This window comes from Qipengyuania sp. JB2-7, assembly GCF_055693485.1.
The window spans coordinates 1,432,778-1,449,396 of sequence record NZ_CM146335.1; the positions used below are offsets into that span (position 1 = coordinate 1,432,778).

At 56.4% G+C, this 16,619-nt stretch carries 15 protein-coding genes and 1 pseudogene; 6 read left to right on the forward strand and 10 right to left on the reverse strand.

Annotated features, from left to right (window positions below; genetic code table 11):
* Positions 1-137: 137 nt before the first annotated feature.
* A pseudogene (gene uvrA / locus ACZ1GM_RS07195) lies at positions 138-3,050 on the forward strand (excinuclease ABC subunit UvrA).
* 345 nt (positions 3,051-3,395) lie between these two features.
* A complete protein-coding gene (locus tag ACZ1GM_RS07200) occupies positions 3,396-4,175 on the forward strand; it encodes a hypothetical protein (RefSeq protein WP_472678434.1) in 780 nt (259 codons plus the stop codon).
* Positions 4,176-4,213: 38 nt separating this feature from the next.
* On the opposite strand, the gene ACZ1GM_RS07205 is transcribed toward ACZ1GM_RS07200, so the two are convergent.
* Entirely contained in the window at positions 4,214-4,528 is a 315-nt protein-coding gene (locus ACZ1GM_RS07205; RefSeq protein WP_472678518.1) for an SH3 domain-containing protein, read from the reverse strand.
* A 345-nt stretch (positions 4,529-4,873) separates the two neighbouring features.
* Here ACZ1GM_RS07205 and ACZ1GM_RS07210 point away from each other — a divergent pair, with 345 nt between their 5' ends.
* Positions 4,874-5,128: a hypothetical protein gene (locus tag ACZ1GM_RS07210; protein WP_472678435.1), complete on the forward strand. Its 255-nt coding sequence runs from the start codon at positions 4,874-4,876 to the stop codon at positions 5,126-5,128.
* A gap of 561 nt (positions 5,129-5,689) precedes the next feature.
* A complete protein-coding gene (locus ACZ1GM_RS07215; protein WP_472678436.1) occupies positions 5,690-6,610 on the forward strand; it encodes a hypothetical protein in 921 nt (306 codons plus the stop codon).
* On the opposite strand, the gene ACZ1GM_RS07220 is transcribed toward ACZ1GM_RS07215, so the two are convergent.
* The gene (locus ACZ1GM_RS07220) at positions 6,607-7,119 is read right to left on the reverse strand and encodes a septal ring lytic transglycosylase RlpA family protein (protein ID WP_472678437.1); all 513 of its coding nucleotides are present in this window, start codon (positions 7,117-7,119) and stop codon (positions 6,607-6,609) included. The two genes, ACZ1GM_RS07215 and ACZ1GM_RS07220, sit on opposite strands and share 4 nt — an antisense overlap.
* 243 nt (positions 7,120-7,362) lie before the next feature.
* Between ACZ1GM_RS07220 and ACZ1GM_RS07225 the strand changes: the two genes are divergently transcribed.
* Positions 7,363-7,839, forward strand: a complete 477-nt coding sequence (locus ACZ1GM_RS07225; RefSeq protein ID WP_472678438.1) for a hypothetical protein — start codon at positions 7,363-7,365, stop codon at positions 7,837-7,839.
* 198 nt (positions 7,840-8,037) lie between these two features.
* Here the strand turns inward: ACZ1GM_RS07225 and ACZ1GM_RS07230 are convergent, their stop codons facing one another.
* From ACZ1GM_RS07230 to ACZ1GM_RS07240, 3 genes are all read right to left on the reverse strand, one after another.
* The gene (locus ACZ1GM_RS07230) at positions 8,038-9,258 is read right to left on the reverse strand and encodes an argininosuccinate synthase (protein WP_472678439.1); all 1,221 of its coding nucleotides are present in this window, start codon (positions 9,256-9,258) and stop codon (positions 8,038-8,040) included.
* Between the two features lie 62 nt (positions 9,259-9,320).
* Entirely contained in the window at positions 9,321-10,568 is a 1,248-nt protein-coding gene (locus ACZ1GM_RS07235) for a class I SAM-dependent methyltransferase (protein ID WP_472678440.1), read from the reverse strand.
* Between the two features lie 63 nt (positions 10,569-10,631).
* A complete protein-coding gene (locus ACZ1GM_RS07240) occupies positions 10,632-11,951 on the reverse strand; it encodes a class I SAM-dependent methyltransferase (protein ID WP_472678441.1) in 1,320 nt (439 codons plus the stop codon).
* Between the two features lie 90 nt (positions 11,952-12,041).
* Between ACZ1GM_RS07240 and ACZ1GM_RS07245 the strand changes: the two genes are divergently transcribed.
* Entirely contained in the window at positions 12,042-12,482 is a 441-nt protein-coding gene (locus ACZ1GM_RS07245) for a DUF1801 domain-containing protein (protein WP_472678442.1), read from the forward strand.
* On the opposite strand, the gene ACZ1GM_RS07250 is transcribed toward ACZ1GM_RS07245, so the two are convergent.
* The 5 genes from ACZ1GM_RS07250 to rlmN are packed head-to-tail and all read right to left on the reverse strand — an operon-like array spanning position 12,483 to position 16,599.
* Entirely contained in the window at positions 12,483-13,223 is a 741-nt protein-coding gene (locus ACZ1GM_RS07250; protein WP_472678443.1) for a molybdopterin-dependent oxidoreductase, read from the reverse strand.
* Positions 13,220-13,882, reverse strand: a complete 663-nt coding sequence (locus ACZ1GM_RS07255) for a cytochrome b/b6 domain-containing protein (RefSeq protein WP_472678444.1) — start codon at positions 13,880-13,882, stop codon at positions 13,220-13,222. Before ACZ1GM_RS07255 ends, ACZ1GM_RS07250 begins: the two co-directional genes overlap by 4 nt.
* A 13-nt stretch (positions 13,883-13,895) precedes the next feature.
* Entirely contained in the window at positions 13,896-14,660 is a 765-nt protein-coding gene (locus ACZ1GM_RS07260) for an SDR family oxidoreductase (protein WP_472678445.1), read from the reverse strand.
* A 56-nt stretch (positions 14,661-14,716) separates the two neighbouring features.
* Positions 14,717-15,364, reverse strand: coding sequence for an MOSC domain-containing protein (locus ACZ1GM_RS07265; RefSeq protein WP_472678446.1), 648 nt, complete (start codon positions 15,362-15,364; stop codon positions 14,717-14,719).
* Positions 15,364-16,599, reverse strand: a complete 1,236-nt coding sequence (gene rlmN / locus ACZ1GM_RS07270; protein WP_472678447.1) for a dual-specificity RNA methyltransferase RlmN — start codon at positions 16,597-16,599, stop codon at positions 15,364-15,366. The genes ACZ1GM_RS07265 and rlmN overlap by 1 nt, the downstream gene beginning before the upstream one ends.
* Positions 16,600-16,619 lie beyond the last annotated feature (20 nt).

Genomic DNA, 16,619 nt, shown 5'->3' on the forward strand with positions numbered 1-16,619 from the left:
AGTCGGGGAAAAGGCCAGATTGATCGCGCTTGACACAACGCTTGCGGGTGTGGAACATTTGCGGAACATAATAAGCGTCCCCGGCTCGTTTTCGAAAGGGCTGGATTCATCTCTCTTTAGTCCCCAATTGGACCGGCATGGCTCTCACAAAAATTAGCGTCAAAGGCGCCCGCGAACATAATCTTAAGGGCGTTGATATTGATCTGCCGCGCGATGCGCTGATCGTGATCACCGGCCTCTCGGGCTCGGGCAAATCGTCGCTCGCTTTCGATACTATCTATGCCGAGGGGCAGCGACGCTATGTCGAAAGCCTGAGCGCTTATGCGCGGCAATTTCTTGAGATGATGCAAAAGCCCGATGTCGAGCACATTGATGGGCTGTCACCTGCGATCAGCATCGAGCAGAAAACGACTTCGCGCAATCCGCGATCAACCGTGGCAACGGTTACCGAGATTTACGATTATATGCGCCTGTTATGGGCGCGGGTAGGGGTGCCGTATTCGCCTGCGACGGGGAAGCCGATCAGCGCGCAGACCGTCAGTCAGATGGTCGATCGGGTGATGGATTTGCCAGAGGGCACACGGCTTTATCTGCTCGCGCCGGTCGTGCGTGGGCGCAAAGGTGAATATCGCAAGGAACTGGCCGAGTGGCAGAAGGCGGGTTTTACCCGTGTGCGCATCGATGGCGAAATCTACCCGATTGAAGAAGCGCCCGTACTCGACAAGAAGTTCAAGCATGACATCGAGGTCGTGGTTGACCGGATCGCGGTGAAGGACGGCATTCAGACGCGGCTGGCGGATAGCTTCGAGACTGCACTGAAGCTGGCCGAAGGGCTGGCCTATGTCGATCTGGCCGATGGTGTGGTGCCGGGGCGCGAGGATGAAGCGGACAGCGGCGGCGCGATGAAAGGTGCCGGTATCCCCGCCAACCGCATTGTGTTCAGCGAGAAGTTTGCCTGCCCTGTCAGCGGCTTTACGATTGAGGAAATCGAGCCGCGCCTGTTTAGCTTTAACGCCCCGCAAGGTGCCTGTCCGACATGCGACGGAATCGGTGAGAAACAGCTGTTTGACGAACAGCTGGTGGTGCCGAACGAGGCGCTGACGCTGAAAAAAGGAGCGATTGCACCGTGGGCGAAGAGCAACCCGCCAAGCCCCTATTACATGCAGGTGCTGACCAGCCTTGGCCGGGCCTACGACTTTAACGTCAACACGGCGTGGACTGATCTGGAGCCGGATCAGCGCATGATTATCCTGCACGGCACGGGCGGCATGCCGGTCGAGCTGACGTTCAAGGATGGGCGCAAGGAATACACCGTGCGCAAGCCGTTTGAGGGTGTGATCGGCAACCTCAATCGCCGCATGCTGCAAACCGACAGCGCGTGGATGCGCGAGGAGCTGGGCAAGTTCCAGACGTCGCAGCCGTGTGAGGCGTGCGGCGGTAAGCGCCTGAATGAAAAAGCACTCGCGGTGAAGATCCCCAGCGCGAAAGGCCCGACAGACATCGCCGAACCGGTCAAGATGAGCGTCGCCGATGCGAAGGCGTGGTTCCTCGCGCTCGACGATCACCTGACCGATCAGCAGTCGCAGATTGCCAAGGCGATCCTGAAAGAGATCAACGAACGTTTGGGCTTCCTCGACAATGTCGGTCTCGATTACCTCAACCTCGACCGCACTTCAGGTACGCTGAGCGGCGGGGAGAGCCAGCGCATCCGCCTCGCCAGCCAGATCGGCAGCGGCCTCAGCGGCGTGCTTTATGTGCTCGACGAACCCAGCATCGGGCTGCACCAGCGGGACAATGACCGCCTGCTTGAAACATTGAAGCGCCTCCGCGATCTCGGCAACACCGTGATCGTGGTGGAGCATGACGAGGACGCGATCCGTCAGGCGGACCATGTCGTTGACCTTGGCCCCGGCGCGGGCGTGCGCGGGGGCGAGGTGGTCGCGCAGGGCACTCTCAAACAGATCATGAAGTCCAAGAAGTCGATGACCGCGGACTACCTGACGGGCAGACGGGAAATCGCCGTCCCCACCACCCGCCGAAAGGGCAACGGGCACCAGCTCACCGTCCATGGCGCTCAGGCGAATAACCTCGACAATGTCACCGCCTCCATCCCGCTCGGTACGTTCACCTGCATCACCGGCGTGTCCGGCTCGGGCAAGTCGAGCTTCACCATCGACACGCTCTATGCCTCCGCCGCCCGCACGCTCAATGGCGCGCGCATCATCGCGGGCAAGCATGACAAGGTCACCGGCCTCGAATATTGCGACAAGGTGATCGAGATTGACCAGTCGCCCATCGAGCCGCACCCCGCGCAGCAACCCGGCGACCTACACCGGCGCCTTCACCAATATCCGTGACTGGTTCGCGGGCCTGCCCGAAAGCCAGGCGCGCGGATACAAACCCGGTACGGTTCAGCTTCAATGTGAAGGGCGACCGCTGCGAACAATGCACGGGCGACGGCCTGATCAAGATCGAAATGCACTTCCTCCCCGATGTCTATGTCACCTGCGAGGAATGCGGCGGCAAACGCTATAACCGTGAAACGCTGGAGGTGAAGTTCAAGGGGATGAGCATTGCCGACGTGCTCGACATGACGATTGAGGATGCGGAGGAATTCTTCAAGGCGGTGCCACCGATCCGCGACAAGATGGCGATGCTGAACGAGGTGGGGCTGGGCTATGTCAAGGTCGGCCAGCAGGCGACGACCCTATCGGGGGGCGAGGCGCAGCGGGTGAAGCTGGCGAAGGAGCTGGCCAAACGCAGCACGGGGCAGACGCTGTATATTCTGGATGAGCCGACGACGGGCCTGCATTTTGAGGATGTTCGCAAACTGCTGGAGGTGCTGCACCAGCCTGGTGGAACAGGGGAACAGCGTGGTGGTGATTGAGCATAACCTCGATGTGATTAAGACCGCGGATCATATCCTGGACCTTGGCCCGGAAGGTGGGGTGAAAGGCGGTGAGATCGTAGCCCTTGGCACTCCCGAACAGGTCGCCAAGGAACCAAGGTCCTATACGGGGCAGTACCTTGCGAATATGCTCAAACGCTAGGGCTGCGAGGCCTGTCCTGAGCGAGCGCCGAGCTTGCCCAGGTGCGTAGTCGAAGGATGGCGGAGGGGACTCCTGAGGATGTCGCGTCCATCTCACGCTCCTATACCGGCGCATACCTCAAACCCATGTTCGAACGTGCCAATAAAGAAGCTGCCGAATAAACTTCGTCATTGCGAGGAGCCCCAAGCTCGCTTTTGGGGCGACGCGGCAATCCAGAGCTTATTGCGCGGGCTTCTGGATTGCTTCGCTTCGCTCGCAATGACAAGAAAGTAGGTGCTGAGTAAGCGACGGATGGCGTGCCCCGCGAAGGCGGGGTGCTAAGGTGGTGGAAGGGGAGACAAGTTCATGACAGAAATGGTGCCGCGTATTCTGAAAGACGGAACTGCATTTGATCTAACAAATCTGGTCGATTATCTCTCACGGAGAAAGCAGAGAGAATATCGAGCTGCACACGGAGCCATAATGCGCCTGTGGCATACTTGGTCGGCAATTTATGACCTGATCCACGCCACCCAACTTCTGCAGTTTCTAAATCACGATGCTGGTGGAATTAGGAATTGGCTAGTGCAACCATCTTCGGTTGTGAGCGCTTCGTTCAACCAAGCTATTTTGATGTATGCCCGTGCAACAAAGAATGATGGTCGAAGGTCGGGTCTTCAGGTTTCTAACAGATTGTCCGAGGATGAGAGGGAGTTTCACATACAGCTGAGTAACGTAAGTAACAAAGTTGTCGCACACATTGATAATGAAACAACTTTCTTCGGAAAGAATTTGCATGATGAGAAGCTAGTTCTGGTCCATAGGCATAACAAGGCTCATCAGATCAAACTGGCAAATATGAGGCTCAGCTCTGATCAAGAAATAATTGATCGCTTCCTTGGCTTGCTTCAGACTGTGATGAACCTCGCAAACCAAATCCAAGGTGAGCGACTTGCTGATGTTTCAAACCACTTGGGTGAATTGAGCAAAGTTGATACCCGGATCGGTCAATTGATTGAGTCCGAAGAGTTTGATGGGGTAAGGTTTTTCGGCGATGAGCATCATGCAAAGGACTTTGTCCTATCTGAAGGGTTTGGACCTGACTTCAAGATAACTGCGACTATGTATCCCGATCGTCCTGATTAGATAGCATAGAGATATTATCCCACGACCCTGAGGAAGGCTCAGACGCCGTAGCGCTTGTTGCCGCCTGAAGTGATACAGAACCGACCACCACGCGGTCCAATACAAACGTGATTTCCCCAGCAGGGGCACCGATCAGCGTAACCTCGCGGACGCGGCGTATATCTTGTCCTCGGAGCAGGTCTTGTCCGTGACATGTATGAGCTAGCAACCCAGACATCGCCAACCTTGGATGCGACGCGCATCCACGATCCGGATCGTTCAACCACCCTTACTTTTTCACCGTATGGAAGCTTTGTCACTACTCTACTGCTCTGATTCGGAGAGGATCGGCCATTGAGCGTGGTTGCAGTCACGTAAGCGTCATCACCGTTGTCGAACGTAACGCTGTTTCCAGTGGGTGGTTCGGTTTCAGCACCTCCGGCGTTTCCTTCGGATTGGATACGCTCGGGTGTTGAAAGGAGACTCGCTGTTGCAGCTGGTTCTTCCTCCGGCGAACCTGCGCATTTGCCTAGAAGGACAATTCCGACGGCAATTAGAATTGCATAAGCACAGCCATTCTTTGTTTTCTCGTCTGACAATATACCTACCCCCAATAGCAGTATTAAGTCAGAGTTCGCCCGATGTGAAGTTAGATTTTTATTTTCCTACAACGCTACGTATCTCTATTCTATATGATTTCATAGACAAAGGAGCCGCTAATGCCCACCTCACCAGACCCCAAATTCTCCATGCCCGTAATCCCCAAGGGATCGCGCGAGGAATATGAGTGCGCGCGCGAGTGGCTCCGGCTTCGTTGTTGGCCTACCGCTCCGCTACTTGAGGCCAATGTCGATGCTGGCCGTATCGCGACGGATTCCGGCCAAACCCCGCAGCAGCTGATGCGGCACTTTCGCAATGAGCAGCTGGTGCTGGGAGGTAAGGTTGGCGCGCGGCGGAGTGTGAGGGTGAAGTAGTTTTTGGTGTCGATGCCGTCATCATCCGTTCGTGCTGAGCCTGTCGAAGCACCGCTTTTTCTTCAAGCAGAGTGAGTACGTTAAGAGCGGCCCTTCGACAGGCTCAGGGCGAACGGTTTTCTCTTGCGGGGATGACGGGTGTGAGGGGGCGCTTTGTGTTTTGGATCAGGCCGACCGCTTGGCGCTTGGTACACAGAGAGTCTTTGTTTGGCCTCAAGCGCCGGGTTTTTTTGTTTAGACCCTCAAACGCCGGGCGCGACGCCTCCGCGTCGCTTGGCTTTCGCGGCATAAGCCGCGGCGCGCGGTCGCGCTTGCGGCTCGCTGGTCGCTCGCCGAACTATTCCAGGCCCGATGCCTCAGGCTTGGTCGCGGAGCACGGTCACCGACTAGGTGACCGCAAGGCCGGAAGCGAAGTCGAAGACGCAGCTGGCCACAGGCCACCTGCAAGGCCGCCCGCAGCGGCGCGGACTTGTCCGCAAGCCGCGAGGGAAGCGAAGCTGAACGACCGAAGGGAGGACAACTCGCAGCACGGAGGTGCTGCGGAAAACAAAGGATAACCCAATGACCCAACTCCTCCCCGTTCCCGTCACCCCCGAACAATCCATTCACTTCACCGTCCTCACACCCCGGCGGCAGAGCGTCTTTCTCGAAACGCTATCGACCCTCGGCAATGTCCGGCTTGCGTGCCGCAAGGCGGGGGTCTCGCCGCAAACCGCTTATCGCCTGCGCCGCAAGCAGCCGCACTTTGCGCAGCTATGGGACGCGGCGCTCGTCACCGCGCGCACGCATGCAGAGGAGGTGCTGGCCGACCGTGCGCTCAACGGGGTGGAGGAAACGGTGTTCTATCACGGGGAGGAGGTGGCGACGCGGCGCCGCTATGACAGCCGATTGTTGCTGGCGCATCTAGCGCGGCTCGACCGGTTGGAGGGGCGCGAAGAGGTGGCAGACACTCTGCCCGTGCTGGACGATGCGATTGCGGCGCTGGCCAAGGGAGAGGCGCTGGGCGAGGATTTTGATCTGGACTGTGTTCCAGGTGTTCCATCCGATAGGGTTGCGCCGTCGGACACCCCAACCGAGCCGGATGTACAGCCATGCCCCGATTGTGGCGGCGGCTGTATGGATCCCGATGCGCAGCTGACATCGGATGATTGCATGTGGCTGGGCAATCGGATTGATCGCATGCATGCGGCGCGGCCAATGGGGGCGAAGAAACCGTATCAGCTGGCGCAGGAGGCCGAGTTTGCCCTGGGCGAGGCGCAGCCGGAGCGGCTTGAGCTGAGTTGGCTGATCGAGCAGTTGCAGCTCGATGCGTTTGAGGCAGAGTTGCCCCAATGGTGGATGATCGACAGCGAGGCGGCGTTTGAGGCGGCTTGGCGCGCCGAATATGGCCCGGATGCTGCGGAGGGCGGAGACTGGGAAGAGCTGGAGGAGGAGGCGGGCGAGCGCGTGCCGGGTGGGGGTGTACCAGGTGGGGCTGGCTAGCGGATTAGCTCCAGATTCACCCGGGCATGTCCGCTGTTGATCATGCCGATGCGTCTTGCCGCTGCGCGCGAGAGGTCGATGGTGCGTCCACGAATGAATGGGCCGCGATCGTTGATCCGCACGATGACTGACTTGCCGTTGCGCGGGTTGGTGACGCGGACCCTGCTGCCAAAGGGCAGCGTCTTATGCGCCGCCGTCATGGCGTTCATATTGAACCGCTCACCATTCGCCGTGCGGCGACCGTGGAAGCGCTTGCCATAGAAGGATGCGACACCACGGCCCAGCGCGCTGGTTTCGACCTTTGGACGTGCCTCGATCGGTGGGGAGATTGTGGTGAGATCAACCGCATTGGCAGCGAGGTCGGTTTCTGCGGGAAGGGCGACATAAGGCGCGAAGCTGCTCTCGAAAGACCGAGATGGCATCGTCTCATCGCTGGATTGTGCCGCTGACGTGGTAGCGCCCGACGCGGCCAAGCTCAAAAACAGTGCAGCACACAACACGTTGCGCATGAAACCTCTCCTCCGTGTCGCAGATGTTGATAGCTCAAAATCGTGTGGAGATCATTTCAAGGAAGGGAAGTGACCGCGTCGGAGCCACGGTCCAACGCAATACGAGCGTGATATGAGATCGTTTTGGCGTTTCCTACTGGCCGCTGCGATGTCAGACGAAGCGTAAACGCAGCATGCTGCCATGCGGTTCTTTGACAGTGTTGAAATGGAGATCGTCACACTTGAGTTGGCACCACATGAAAAATGGCGAAAGTGCTCAAAACGGCAAATGGGGCCGGCATTGCTGCCGACCCCACTCTCACCAATGCGTGGGCATGTTACGAAAACGTGCACTTGGCATCCGGTGTTTCACCACATTTCTGCCGAAGCTTCCATCTGGCTATGTCACCGGCGCTCGCACCGGCATCCGAAGTTTCCCTCCAACTCGTTTCTACCAAGAGCTTCCAGCCTAAGCCTTCCATTCTCCGTATCCACGCGCCATCATCAGGCCACTCCGCAGCTTCGCTTTCCGCTTCTGTTTCATCTGGTTTCGCGTTGATTGACCTTGCGATCGCTCCCCGCGTTTCCATCCGCAAAAGCTTGTGTGCCAAGCTCGTATTGGAACTTCACCACCAACCCTTCAACGAGTACGTTCGTACCATGCCGAAGCATTTCCAACGCTCTCTCAAGATCAGCGTGGACAGGTTCCAAGCCGTCTTCCCGGTTTGTTATTCTACTTAAATATCAGATCGTTAGATCAATATTTCTGAAGAACTTCGCTCCGTTCCGATGAAGTGAAACTGCGCCTTCACATTCCATTTTTCAAGCTTTGCAAGAGCGACTTATCCACCTTTCCGCAGATTCCTTGTGGACGACGGTGGATAAGTACCCGTTTGGTCGCGAGGGGCGTGACAATGCCGCGCAAGGACGCTCTTTTGATCAGGAATTGCGTTTGGCGAGCAGCTTGAGTCGCAATGCGTTGAGCTTGATAAAGCCCTCTGCATCTTTCTGATCGTACGCACCTGCATCGTCTTCGAACGTGACCACATCCTCACTGTAGAGGTTGTAATTCACATCTGCGCGGCGCCCGACGACATTGGCGCCACCTTTGTAAAGCTTCATCCGCACATCGCCGGTGACTGATTGCTGACTGTGATCAATCGCTGCTTGCAGCATTTCGCGTTCAGGCGCGAACCAAAAGCCATTGTAAATCAGCTCTGCATAGCGCGGCATCAGCTCGTCTTTCAGGTGAGCCGCACCGCGATCCAAGGTCAGCTGCTCGATCCCGCGATGTGCGCGCGCGTAAATCTCTCCACCGGGTGTCTCATACATCCCGCGCGACTTCATCCCCACAAAGCGGTTCTCGACCAGATCGAGGCGACCAATGCCATGCTTGCGTCCATAACCGTTGAGGGTTGCGAGTAATGTAGCCGGGCTCATAGCTTCGCCATTGATCGCCACCGCATCGCCGCGTTCGAAAGCTATCGTGATGTACTCAGGCTCATTAGGCGCGTCCTCTGGATTAACTGTGCGAGAATAGACGTAGTCTGGTGTTTCCTCCCACGGATCCTCAAGGACTTTCCCCTCTGACGAGGTGTGGAGCAAGTTCGCATCGGTCGAGAACGGGCTTTCACCGCGCTTGTCCTTCGGCACATCAATCTGGTGCGCTTCGGCCCATGCGATCAACGCGGTGCGGCTGTTCAGATCCCACTCGCGCCAAGGGGCGATTACTTCGATATCGGGGTTCAGCGCGTACGCAGATAGCTCGAAACGGACCTGATCATTGCCTTTACCGGTTGCGCCATGAGCGATGGCGTCGGCGCCGGTTTCTTTCGCGATTTCGACCAAACGTTTCGAAATCAGAGGACGGGCAATCGATGTGCCGAGCAGATAGTCGCCCTCGTAACGTGCATTGGCCCGCATCATGGGAAAGACATAATCGCGCACAAATTCTTCGCGGACATCTTCGATAAAGATGTGCCTGTCAGGAATGCCCATCGCGCGCGCCTTGTCGCGGGCAGGCTCAATCTCTTCACCTTGGCCAAGATCAGCAGTGAACGTTACGACTTCGCAGCCGCGCTCAACCTCAAGCCATTTGGCAATTACGGAGGTGTCGAGGCCTCCAGAATAGGCGAGGACAACACGTTTGACGTCAGACATTGGGCACTCCAGCAAGAATTGCTGCGCCCGCTATCAGCAGCATGGATTAAGAGCAATCACGATCACCTACCGAGTAGTGTAGCCTCGCTATCGCGAATGTAATCGCGTGTGATCGGCAGGGCATTGCGGTCGCGGGTAAACTGGATTTGATAGTTGCCCATTCCACCGCTTTCGAATGCTGCGGTCGCACCGGCGAGATAGAACGTCCACATGCGATAGAAGCGCTCGTCAAACATTGAAATTATCGCGTCCTTATTGGCTTCACAACGTGCATACCATTCGCGCAATGTCTTGGCGTAATGGAGCCTGAGTGTTTCAATATCGGTATGGATCAGGCGGCTCTTTTCACTTGCCATCAAGGTCTCGCTAAGTGCGGGGATATAGCCACCTGGGAATATGTATTTCGACGTGAACGCATCGGTTTTGCCAGGACCGCCAAACCGGCCAATGGTGTGGAGCAGCATCACGCCATCATCTGTGAGCAGGTTGGCGCAAGAGCGGAAGAAAGTGTCGAACTGCGGGCGCCCTACATGTTCGAACATGCCAACGGAAACAACGCGATCAAAACGCTCTCCGCGATTTGGCAGTTCACGGTAATCGATGATCTCGAAAGATACTCGATCTGAAACGCCTGCTGCTTCTGCGCGTTCGACCGCCAGGGTGATCTGTTCCTCGCTCAGCGTGATGCCATGCACACGAACGTCAAAGTGCTGCGCTAGATAGATCGCCAGGCCGCCCCAACCACATCCGATATCCAGCACGCGCGCTCCAGAACGCAGCGCCAGCTTCGCTGCGATATGAGCGAGTTTGGCTTCCTGCGCCTGCGACAAGGTTTCCACCCCAACGCCCCAATAAGCGCAACTATATTGCATGTGTTCCGGGTCGAGCATCAGATGGTAGAGTTCATTTCCGATGTCATAATGATGCGCGACGTTTCGTTTTGATGAACGCGCCTCGTTGAAAGAGGCTGCCAGAAACTTCACTTTGTCTTTCACCGCTCGAAAGGGCGAGGGTGCCATGAGCTGGCCACCACGTTCCCACGGCTTGTTCGCGCGAATTAGCTGCACGAGCTGCATGACATCGCCTTGTTCGATGACAATCCGCCCATCCATGTAAGCTTCACCAGCGCCCAGTCGTGGATCCAAAAGGATGTCGCGCGCTACTGTGGTATCCGTCAAACGAATGGCGACGTTTGGAAACTCTGCAACCGGCTGACCCAGCGTGTGGACTGCGCCGGAAGGCATGGTTATCGTCAACTCGCCTCTTTGTATGAGATTGCCGAGGAATTTTTCGATTAGAGAGTTGCTCAAAACCTTACCTTTTGCCTGATCAATGCTCTCTATTCGAATAAACGCAAATCGACGTTACAACGATTACTCCGCCGCCTCTTTCAGGTTTGGATCAAAGCGCCAGCTTGGGATTTTGCCCTTTTCACGCAAGCGCGCAGACTCCTTTTCCATATACTCGCGGGTCATGGGGATGACTGCGCGATCTTTGACATACTGGATTTGCCAATTGACCATGGTGCCATTGCGGAAGCTCTGTTCTGCGCCAACGAGATAAAACAGCCACATGCGATAGAACTGCTCGTCATACATCTCTTCGATTTCCTTGCGATGCATGACGGTGCGGTTGTACCATTCCTCCAGCGTGTGCGAGTAATGGAAGCGCATTGCCTCCACATCCATGACTTGCCAGCCATGCTTCTCGCTTTCGGTCACCAGTTCGCTGAGCGCGGGAATGTAGCCGCCGGGGAAGATGTATTTACGGGTCCATGCATCGGTGTAGCCTGGAGGGCCCGCACGGCCACAACAGTGGCTGACCATTACGCCATCTGGCTTGAGCAAGCGGTGCGTGTGTTCGAAGAATTGCGGATAGTGAATGGTGCCGACATGTTCGAGCAGACCGACGCTGACGATCCGGTCGAACTCTCCCTGAACATCGCGATAATCCATGAGCGCGAACTGGACCTTGTCTTCAACGCCAGCCTCTTTCGCGCGCTCTTTACAGCAGGCAATCTGGTCAGGGGCGAGGGCGACGCCCACCACCTCGACGTCGTACATCTCGTGAAGGTAGAGCGCGAAGCCGCCCCAGCCACAGCCAACATCGAGAATGCGCATGCCAGGCTCGATCCGCATTTTGGAGGCGATGTGCGCTTTCTTATCCATTTGCGCCTGTTCGAGACTGGTTTTGGTGGGATCATCCTCACGATAATAGGCCATCGTGTACTGACGGTCCTCATCGAGGAAACGCTCATACAGCTCGCGGGTCAGGTCGTAATGATGCTCTGCATTCTTGCGGGCACTGCCGCGTAGGTTGATCCCGTCAAATGCGGCAATCGCCTTTTGAACCACGGTACGGACTGCCCCCTTCGCCTTAAGCGAAGCTTCACCCAGACGCTTTGCATTCATGGTCACCAACAGGATCATGTCACGAATGTCATGGGGTTCTTCGACAACCAGCCATTCCCACATAAACGCCTCGCCAGCGCCCATTTGCGGATAGCGGGCGATGTGGTTGGCAGCCTTCTTGTTTGTCAGGCGAATACGGATGGGGCCGGGCCTACCACCCTCGCGCTCGTCATAGTCTGTTTCACCACCGGGGCCATAGGTGTATTCTTTGCCATTATAGTCGGTGATGATCAGCTGACCGCGAACAATCGCCTGTTTCAAGAATTTGTCGAGTAGCCACATAGACGTTTCAGTCCCCACCTTGGTCTGTCACAAGCTCCTGAATGTGACAGGGCTTTGCATGAAGTCAATCCAGATGTAGCTTACATGCCCATGGCAGATGCAAAGACACAGATCACGAAAGTCGATCCGGCAGATTTCATTGGCGCGATTGACCATATTGGCAAACGCGAAGATGCAATGGTGCTGGACGCACTCTTTCGCAAGGTGACTGGCGAGGAACCCAAAATGTGGGGACCAACTATAATCGGTTATGGTTCGTACCAAACGACCTATGCCAGTGGCCGCGATGTGCATTGGATGCGGGCTGGATTCAGCCCACGCAAGGCCAAGCACTCGCTCTACCTAATGGGCGGCTATTGCGATGAGTTGTCGGGCAAGCGTCGCGATCAGCAGCTTGAGAAACTCGGCAAGCATTCAAGGGGCAAGAGTTGCCTCTACGTTAATAAACTCGCCGACGTGGATCTGGCTGTGCTGGAGGAAATGATCGCCGAGGATTGGGCTACGATGAACCGCATCTATCCAGAGGATTGATCAGATCCCGGCATACCATTGATACCCGGCGCGATCTTCCCAATAGCCGCCCTTTCCTTCGCCAATCTCATCTAGGCTTGCGACGGCCTCGATTGCGGTCAGATATTTGGGATGCTTATACCCCAGCTGACGCTCGATCCGCATTCGCAGGGGCGCGCCGTTTTTCACTGGCAGTGCCGCACCATTCAGCGTGTGCGCGATGATGGTCTGCGGGTGAAAGGCATCGATCATATCGACGCTTTCGTAATAATCATCTCCGTTGAGGTTATCAGCGCAGCGGAACACGATAAATTGAGCACCTTCTTGCAACCCAGCGGTCTCCAAAATTCCAGACAGTTGCGGACCGGTCCATTCGCCGATTGCGCTCCAGCCCTCAACACAGTCATGTCGTGTGATTTGCGTGCGAGCGGGTAGGGCGCGGATCTCTTCCATGCTCAGGCTCAGCGGATTGTCGACCATGCCCCGCACTTCGAGGCGCCAATCGGCGAAACCTGCGGCGACATGATCCTGATAATCGCCGTTTTGCGGATTGATCGAGCCATTGCCGCGAAAATCAGGTGAGATTGCGCTGCGCGGGTATTCGGGCGCGAGCGCTTCGCGATTGGTAAGCAGGCGATGCGCGCCCATATGCCAACGCTCGGCAGCATCGAGCAAACGTGCGCCAGCGTCGCTATCCGCCACCCTGTTGCAACCGGCGACAAATGCGGCACCAGCGGCAGCTAAAAATCCTCTGCGTTTCATAGCTTGCCTCCGGTGATCATATCTCTGATTTGCCGATACGGCCCCGCCAACAGCACCAGCCCGACATGCAATATGAAAAAGCCGAATAGCAGGAACGCGAAGATGAAATGCAGGCTGCGCGCTGACTGCCTGCCGCCCAGCAGGTCGACCATCCAACCAAATGTTGGTTCCATACCCGGACTGATCGAAATACCCGTGAAGACCATCATCGGTAGAAAGACGCCGAGCACGATCCCGTAAGTCAGCTTCTGAAGGAAATTGTACTTGGCTTCGCCATGATCAAAATTGAGCTTTAGATGCTCCACGATATCTTGCTTAATGGCTCCGGGTTTCCACTCTTCACGAGTTGTGACGAGATCACGTTTGAAGTGCTTGTTCACCAGCATTGCGACCCACATGAACAAGAGCATCAGCGCAAAGGGCCATGCAGCAAGGCTGTGCCAGTCACGCGCAACGGCGAGGCTGTAGTAACCGGGGATGGTCATCCAGTCGGGGAAGCGCGGAACGATCAGCCAGGCTTGCTCAGCGGCAAAACCCCAATCACCCCAGTAAAGGCGGCGGTGAGCGTTCGAAATTGTCAGACCTGACATGAACAGGATGACCAGAAAGAACAGGTTCGTCCAGTGCCAGATCCGCGTCGAAATTGCGTGCTTCTTCATTCCGCTCCCCTCGCTAAGCGGTTGCGCGAGCAAGATATATCACATCGCGATCCTGATCCAAAAGGTGTTGTCCACTATCAACGAAGATGGTCTGGCCGCTCGCGAGACTGCGACTAGCGAGGAAGAGAGCGGCCTGTGCAATTTCGTCCGCATCCGTTTTGCGTTTGAGCAGGTTGAGGCGGTGCGAAATGTCGATCTCATCTTCGCTTTGATCGTGGCTCGCCAGAATTGCGCCGGGCGCTAGCCCATAGATACGGTCGCTGGGGGCGCTGCGCCCTTTGCTGAGCATAGCAATTGTCGCGTTCAGCGCGTGCTTGCTCATCGTATAGCTGAAGAAGTCCGGATTTGAGTTTTCGAGCTTTTGATCGGTCACGTTGATCACACTGCGGCCCTCTTGTGAGGAAGCCTCGGCCAAATATGCCTGCGCCATGCGGGCGGGGGTGAGAGCATTGATGTGCATTGCTTGCCGGTTCGTCGCTGGGTTCAATGCGGTTACGTCGTCATACTCAAAAACGCTGGCGCAATTGATCAGGCATTGCCAATTTGTCAGCTTTGCCGCGAGATTTTCGATCATCACGACAGCCGCATCGTCATCTCGGAAGTCACAGCCAATGGTTTCGGCGCTCGGCAGCTTTGCGGCGAGGCTCTGTGCGGCATCAGCGGATCGGCCATAATGGATCACCACGTGCCAACCGGTATTTCCAAATGCTCTCGCGATAGCGGCACCAAGGCGCTTTGCTCCGCCGGTGACGAGTACAGCAGGGGGTGAAGCGCTCATTTCCCTTGTGAAGCAGATCGTTGGCGCAAGGGGAAGGGCTAAACCGCTAGCGGCGATCAATCAGGTAATGCAGCAGCGATTTTTTCGCGCCATGGAGTGCAGAGTTTTTCAAGAGAGGCAATCTCGCGCAATTCGTCGATGCTCGCCTTGTTTTTAGGATCATATAGCTTGGCGAAGAGCCGCGCGACGCTCCATTCAGCGTGGCCAGTCTCAACACGCTCTAGCGTATCGCCAGCTTGCGCCGCGCCTTCTTCGATGACGCGATAGTACCACCCGCAATTGTGATTCTGGATAATAGCCTTCACCATGCCCTTACGTTGAAACCGATGTTCGATTTTCCAGCAAGGTTGGCGTGGCTGGCTGACTTCCAAAAGTGTAGTTCCAAGTTTGAATCGTTCGCCAATATGAACATCGTGTTCGGTCAGACCCAATGCCACGATGTTTTCGCCAAAGGCTGCTGTCGTATGAAGCAGTTCATGCTCGCCGAGCCGATCTTGCCACCACGCATAATGATCCAGGGGATACTGATGTACGGCCATATCCGGCCCGCCATGGTTTTTGGTATCGGCGACCATGTCGCCTTCCAGACCGATGTCGTGGATGGGTGTAGAGCCTTCAACGGCATACTTGCCAATTGCGCTTAGCTCCGCGCCGTTAAAAGGTTGCGGTTGCCCGATACAGAGCGCCTGGACCTTGGTTTTCACTAGGCCGCAACCTCCGCGGCTTCTCTGTCACGTTGCGCACGGCTTTTCTTCTCAGCCGCGGTTTTGAGCTGGCCGCATGCCGCATCGATATCCCGCCCGCGCGGTGTGCGTACCGGCGCGCTAATGCCGCCAGCGAATACAATGTCGGAGAAGCTCTTGATCCGCTCCGGCGTCGAGCACTCGTAATCTGCGCCTGGCCATGGGTTGAATGGGATCAGATTGACTTTCGCCGGTAGATTGAACTGCTTGAGCAAGCGGACAAGCTCGTGTGCGTGCTCATCGCTATCATTCTTGTCTTTTAGCATGACATACTCGAACGTGATCCGACGGGCATTGGAAGCACCGGGATAATCGGCACAGGCTTGAAGCAAGTCCTCAATCCCATACTTCTTGTTCAGCGGAACGATTTCGTCGCGCACAGCTTTGGTCACTGCGTGCAGCGACACCGCGAGATTCACCCCGATCTCCTCGCCGCAGCGTTCCATCATCGGAATAACCCCGCTGGTCGACAGAGTGATACGCCGTTTTGACAAGGCGAGGCCATCACCATCCATCACGATCGATAGAGCATCGCGAACATTGTCGAAATTATAGAGCGGCTCACCCATCCCCATCATCACAATGTTGGTAAGCAAGCGTCCGTCGGAAGTGTATTCCGATGCGCTAGCATCGTCGGCGAAGTCCATTTTTCCTTTCGGCCATTCGCCCAGCGCGTCGCGAGCGAGCATGACCTGCCCAACAATCTCACCAGGAGTTAGATTTCGGACGAGACGCATTGTACCGGTGTGGCAGAACGTGCAGTTGAGTGTGCAACCCACTTGGCTGGAAACGCACAAAGTTCCGCGATCAGCGTCCGGAATGAAGACCATCTCATAGTCGTGCCCGTCTGGCGTTCGCAGCAGCCATTTGCGCGTTCCGTCGGTGGAATGCTGTGCCTCGACCACATCAGGTCGTGCAATGACAAAGCGCTCAATCAGCCATGGGCGCATTGTCTTGGCGATATCCGTCATCGCATCGAAGTCAGAAACGCCGCGATGATATATCCAATGAAAAACCTGTTTGGAGCGCAGCTTTGCCTGCCGAGCGTCCAACCCGGCATCAGCAAAAAGCTCGCGAATGCGCGCTTTCGACAGGCCCATCAAATCGATACGCCCATCGCTGCGCGGCGTGATGTCACGCGCGACAGGCACCGGATCAACTTGTCCGGGAATGGGCATCAGATCGGTATCAGCCATGGGAGCGGCGCATATAGGGC

What these genes read in the sequence shown, in the direction of transcription:
- ACZ1GM_RS07200 (WP_472678434.1), top strand. Translation starts at nt 3,396, where the DNA reads ATGACAGAAATGGTGCCGCGTATTCTGAAAGACGGAACTGCATTTGAT.
- ACZ1GM_RS07225 (WP_472678438.1), top strand. Translation starts at nt 7,363, where the DNA reads ATGGCGAAAGTGCTCAAAACGGCAAATGGGGCCGGCATTGCTGCCGAC.
- ACZ1GM_RS07220 (WP_472678437.1), bottom strand. Translation starts at nt 7,119, where the DNA reads ATGCGCAACGTGTTGTGTGCTGCACTGTTTTTGAGCTTGGCCGCGTCG.
- ACZ1GM_RS07245 (WP_472678442.1), top strand. Translation starts at nt 12,042, where the DNA reads ATGGCAGATGCAAAGACACAGATCACGAAAGTCGATCCGGCAGATTTC.
- ACZ1GM_RS07260 (WP_472678445.1), bottom strand. Translation starts at nt 14,660, where the DNA reads ATGAGCGCTTCACCCCCTGCTGTACTCGTCACCGGCGGAGCAAAGCGC.
- rlmN (WP_472678447.1), bottom strand. Translation starts at nt 16,599, where the DNA reads ATGGCTGATACCGATCTGATGCCCATTCCCGGACAAGTTGATCCGGTG.
- ACZ1GM_RS07240 (WP_472678441.1), bottom strand. Translation starts at nt 11,951, where the DNA reads ATGTGGCTACTCGACAAATTCTTGAAACAGGCGATTGTTCGCGGTCAG.
- ACZ1GM_RS07255 (WP_472678444.1), bottom strand. Translation starts at nt 13,882, where the DNA reads ATGAAGAAGCACGCAATTTCGACGCGGATCTGGCACTGGACGAACCTG.
- ACZ1GM_RS07215 (WP_472678436.1), top strand. Translation starts at nt 5,690, where the DNA reads ATGACCCAACTCCTCCCCGTTCCCGTCACCCCCGAACAATCCATTCAC.
- ACZ1GM_RS07230 (WP_472678439.1), bottom strand. Translation starts at nt 9,258, where the DNA reads ATGTCTGACGTCAAACGTGTTGTCCTCGCCTATTCTGGAGGCCTCGAC.
- ACZ1GM_RS07250 (WP_472678443.1), bottom strand. Translation starts at nt 13,223, where the DNA reads ATGAAACGCAGAGGATTTTTAGCTGCCGCTGGTGCCGCATTTGTCGCC.
- ACZ1GM_RS07210 (WP_472678435.1), top strand. Translation starts at nt 4,874, where the DNA reads ATGCCCACCTCACCAGACCCCAAATTCTCCATGCCCGTAATCCCCAAG.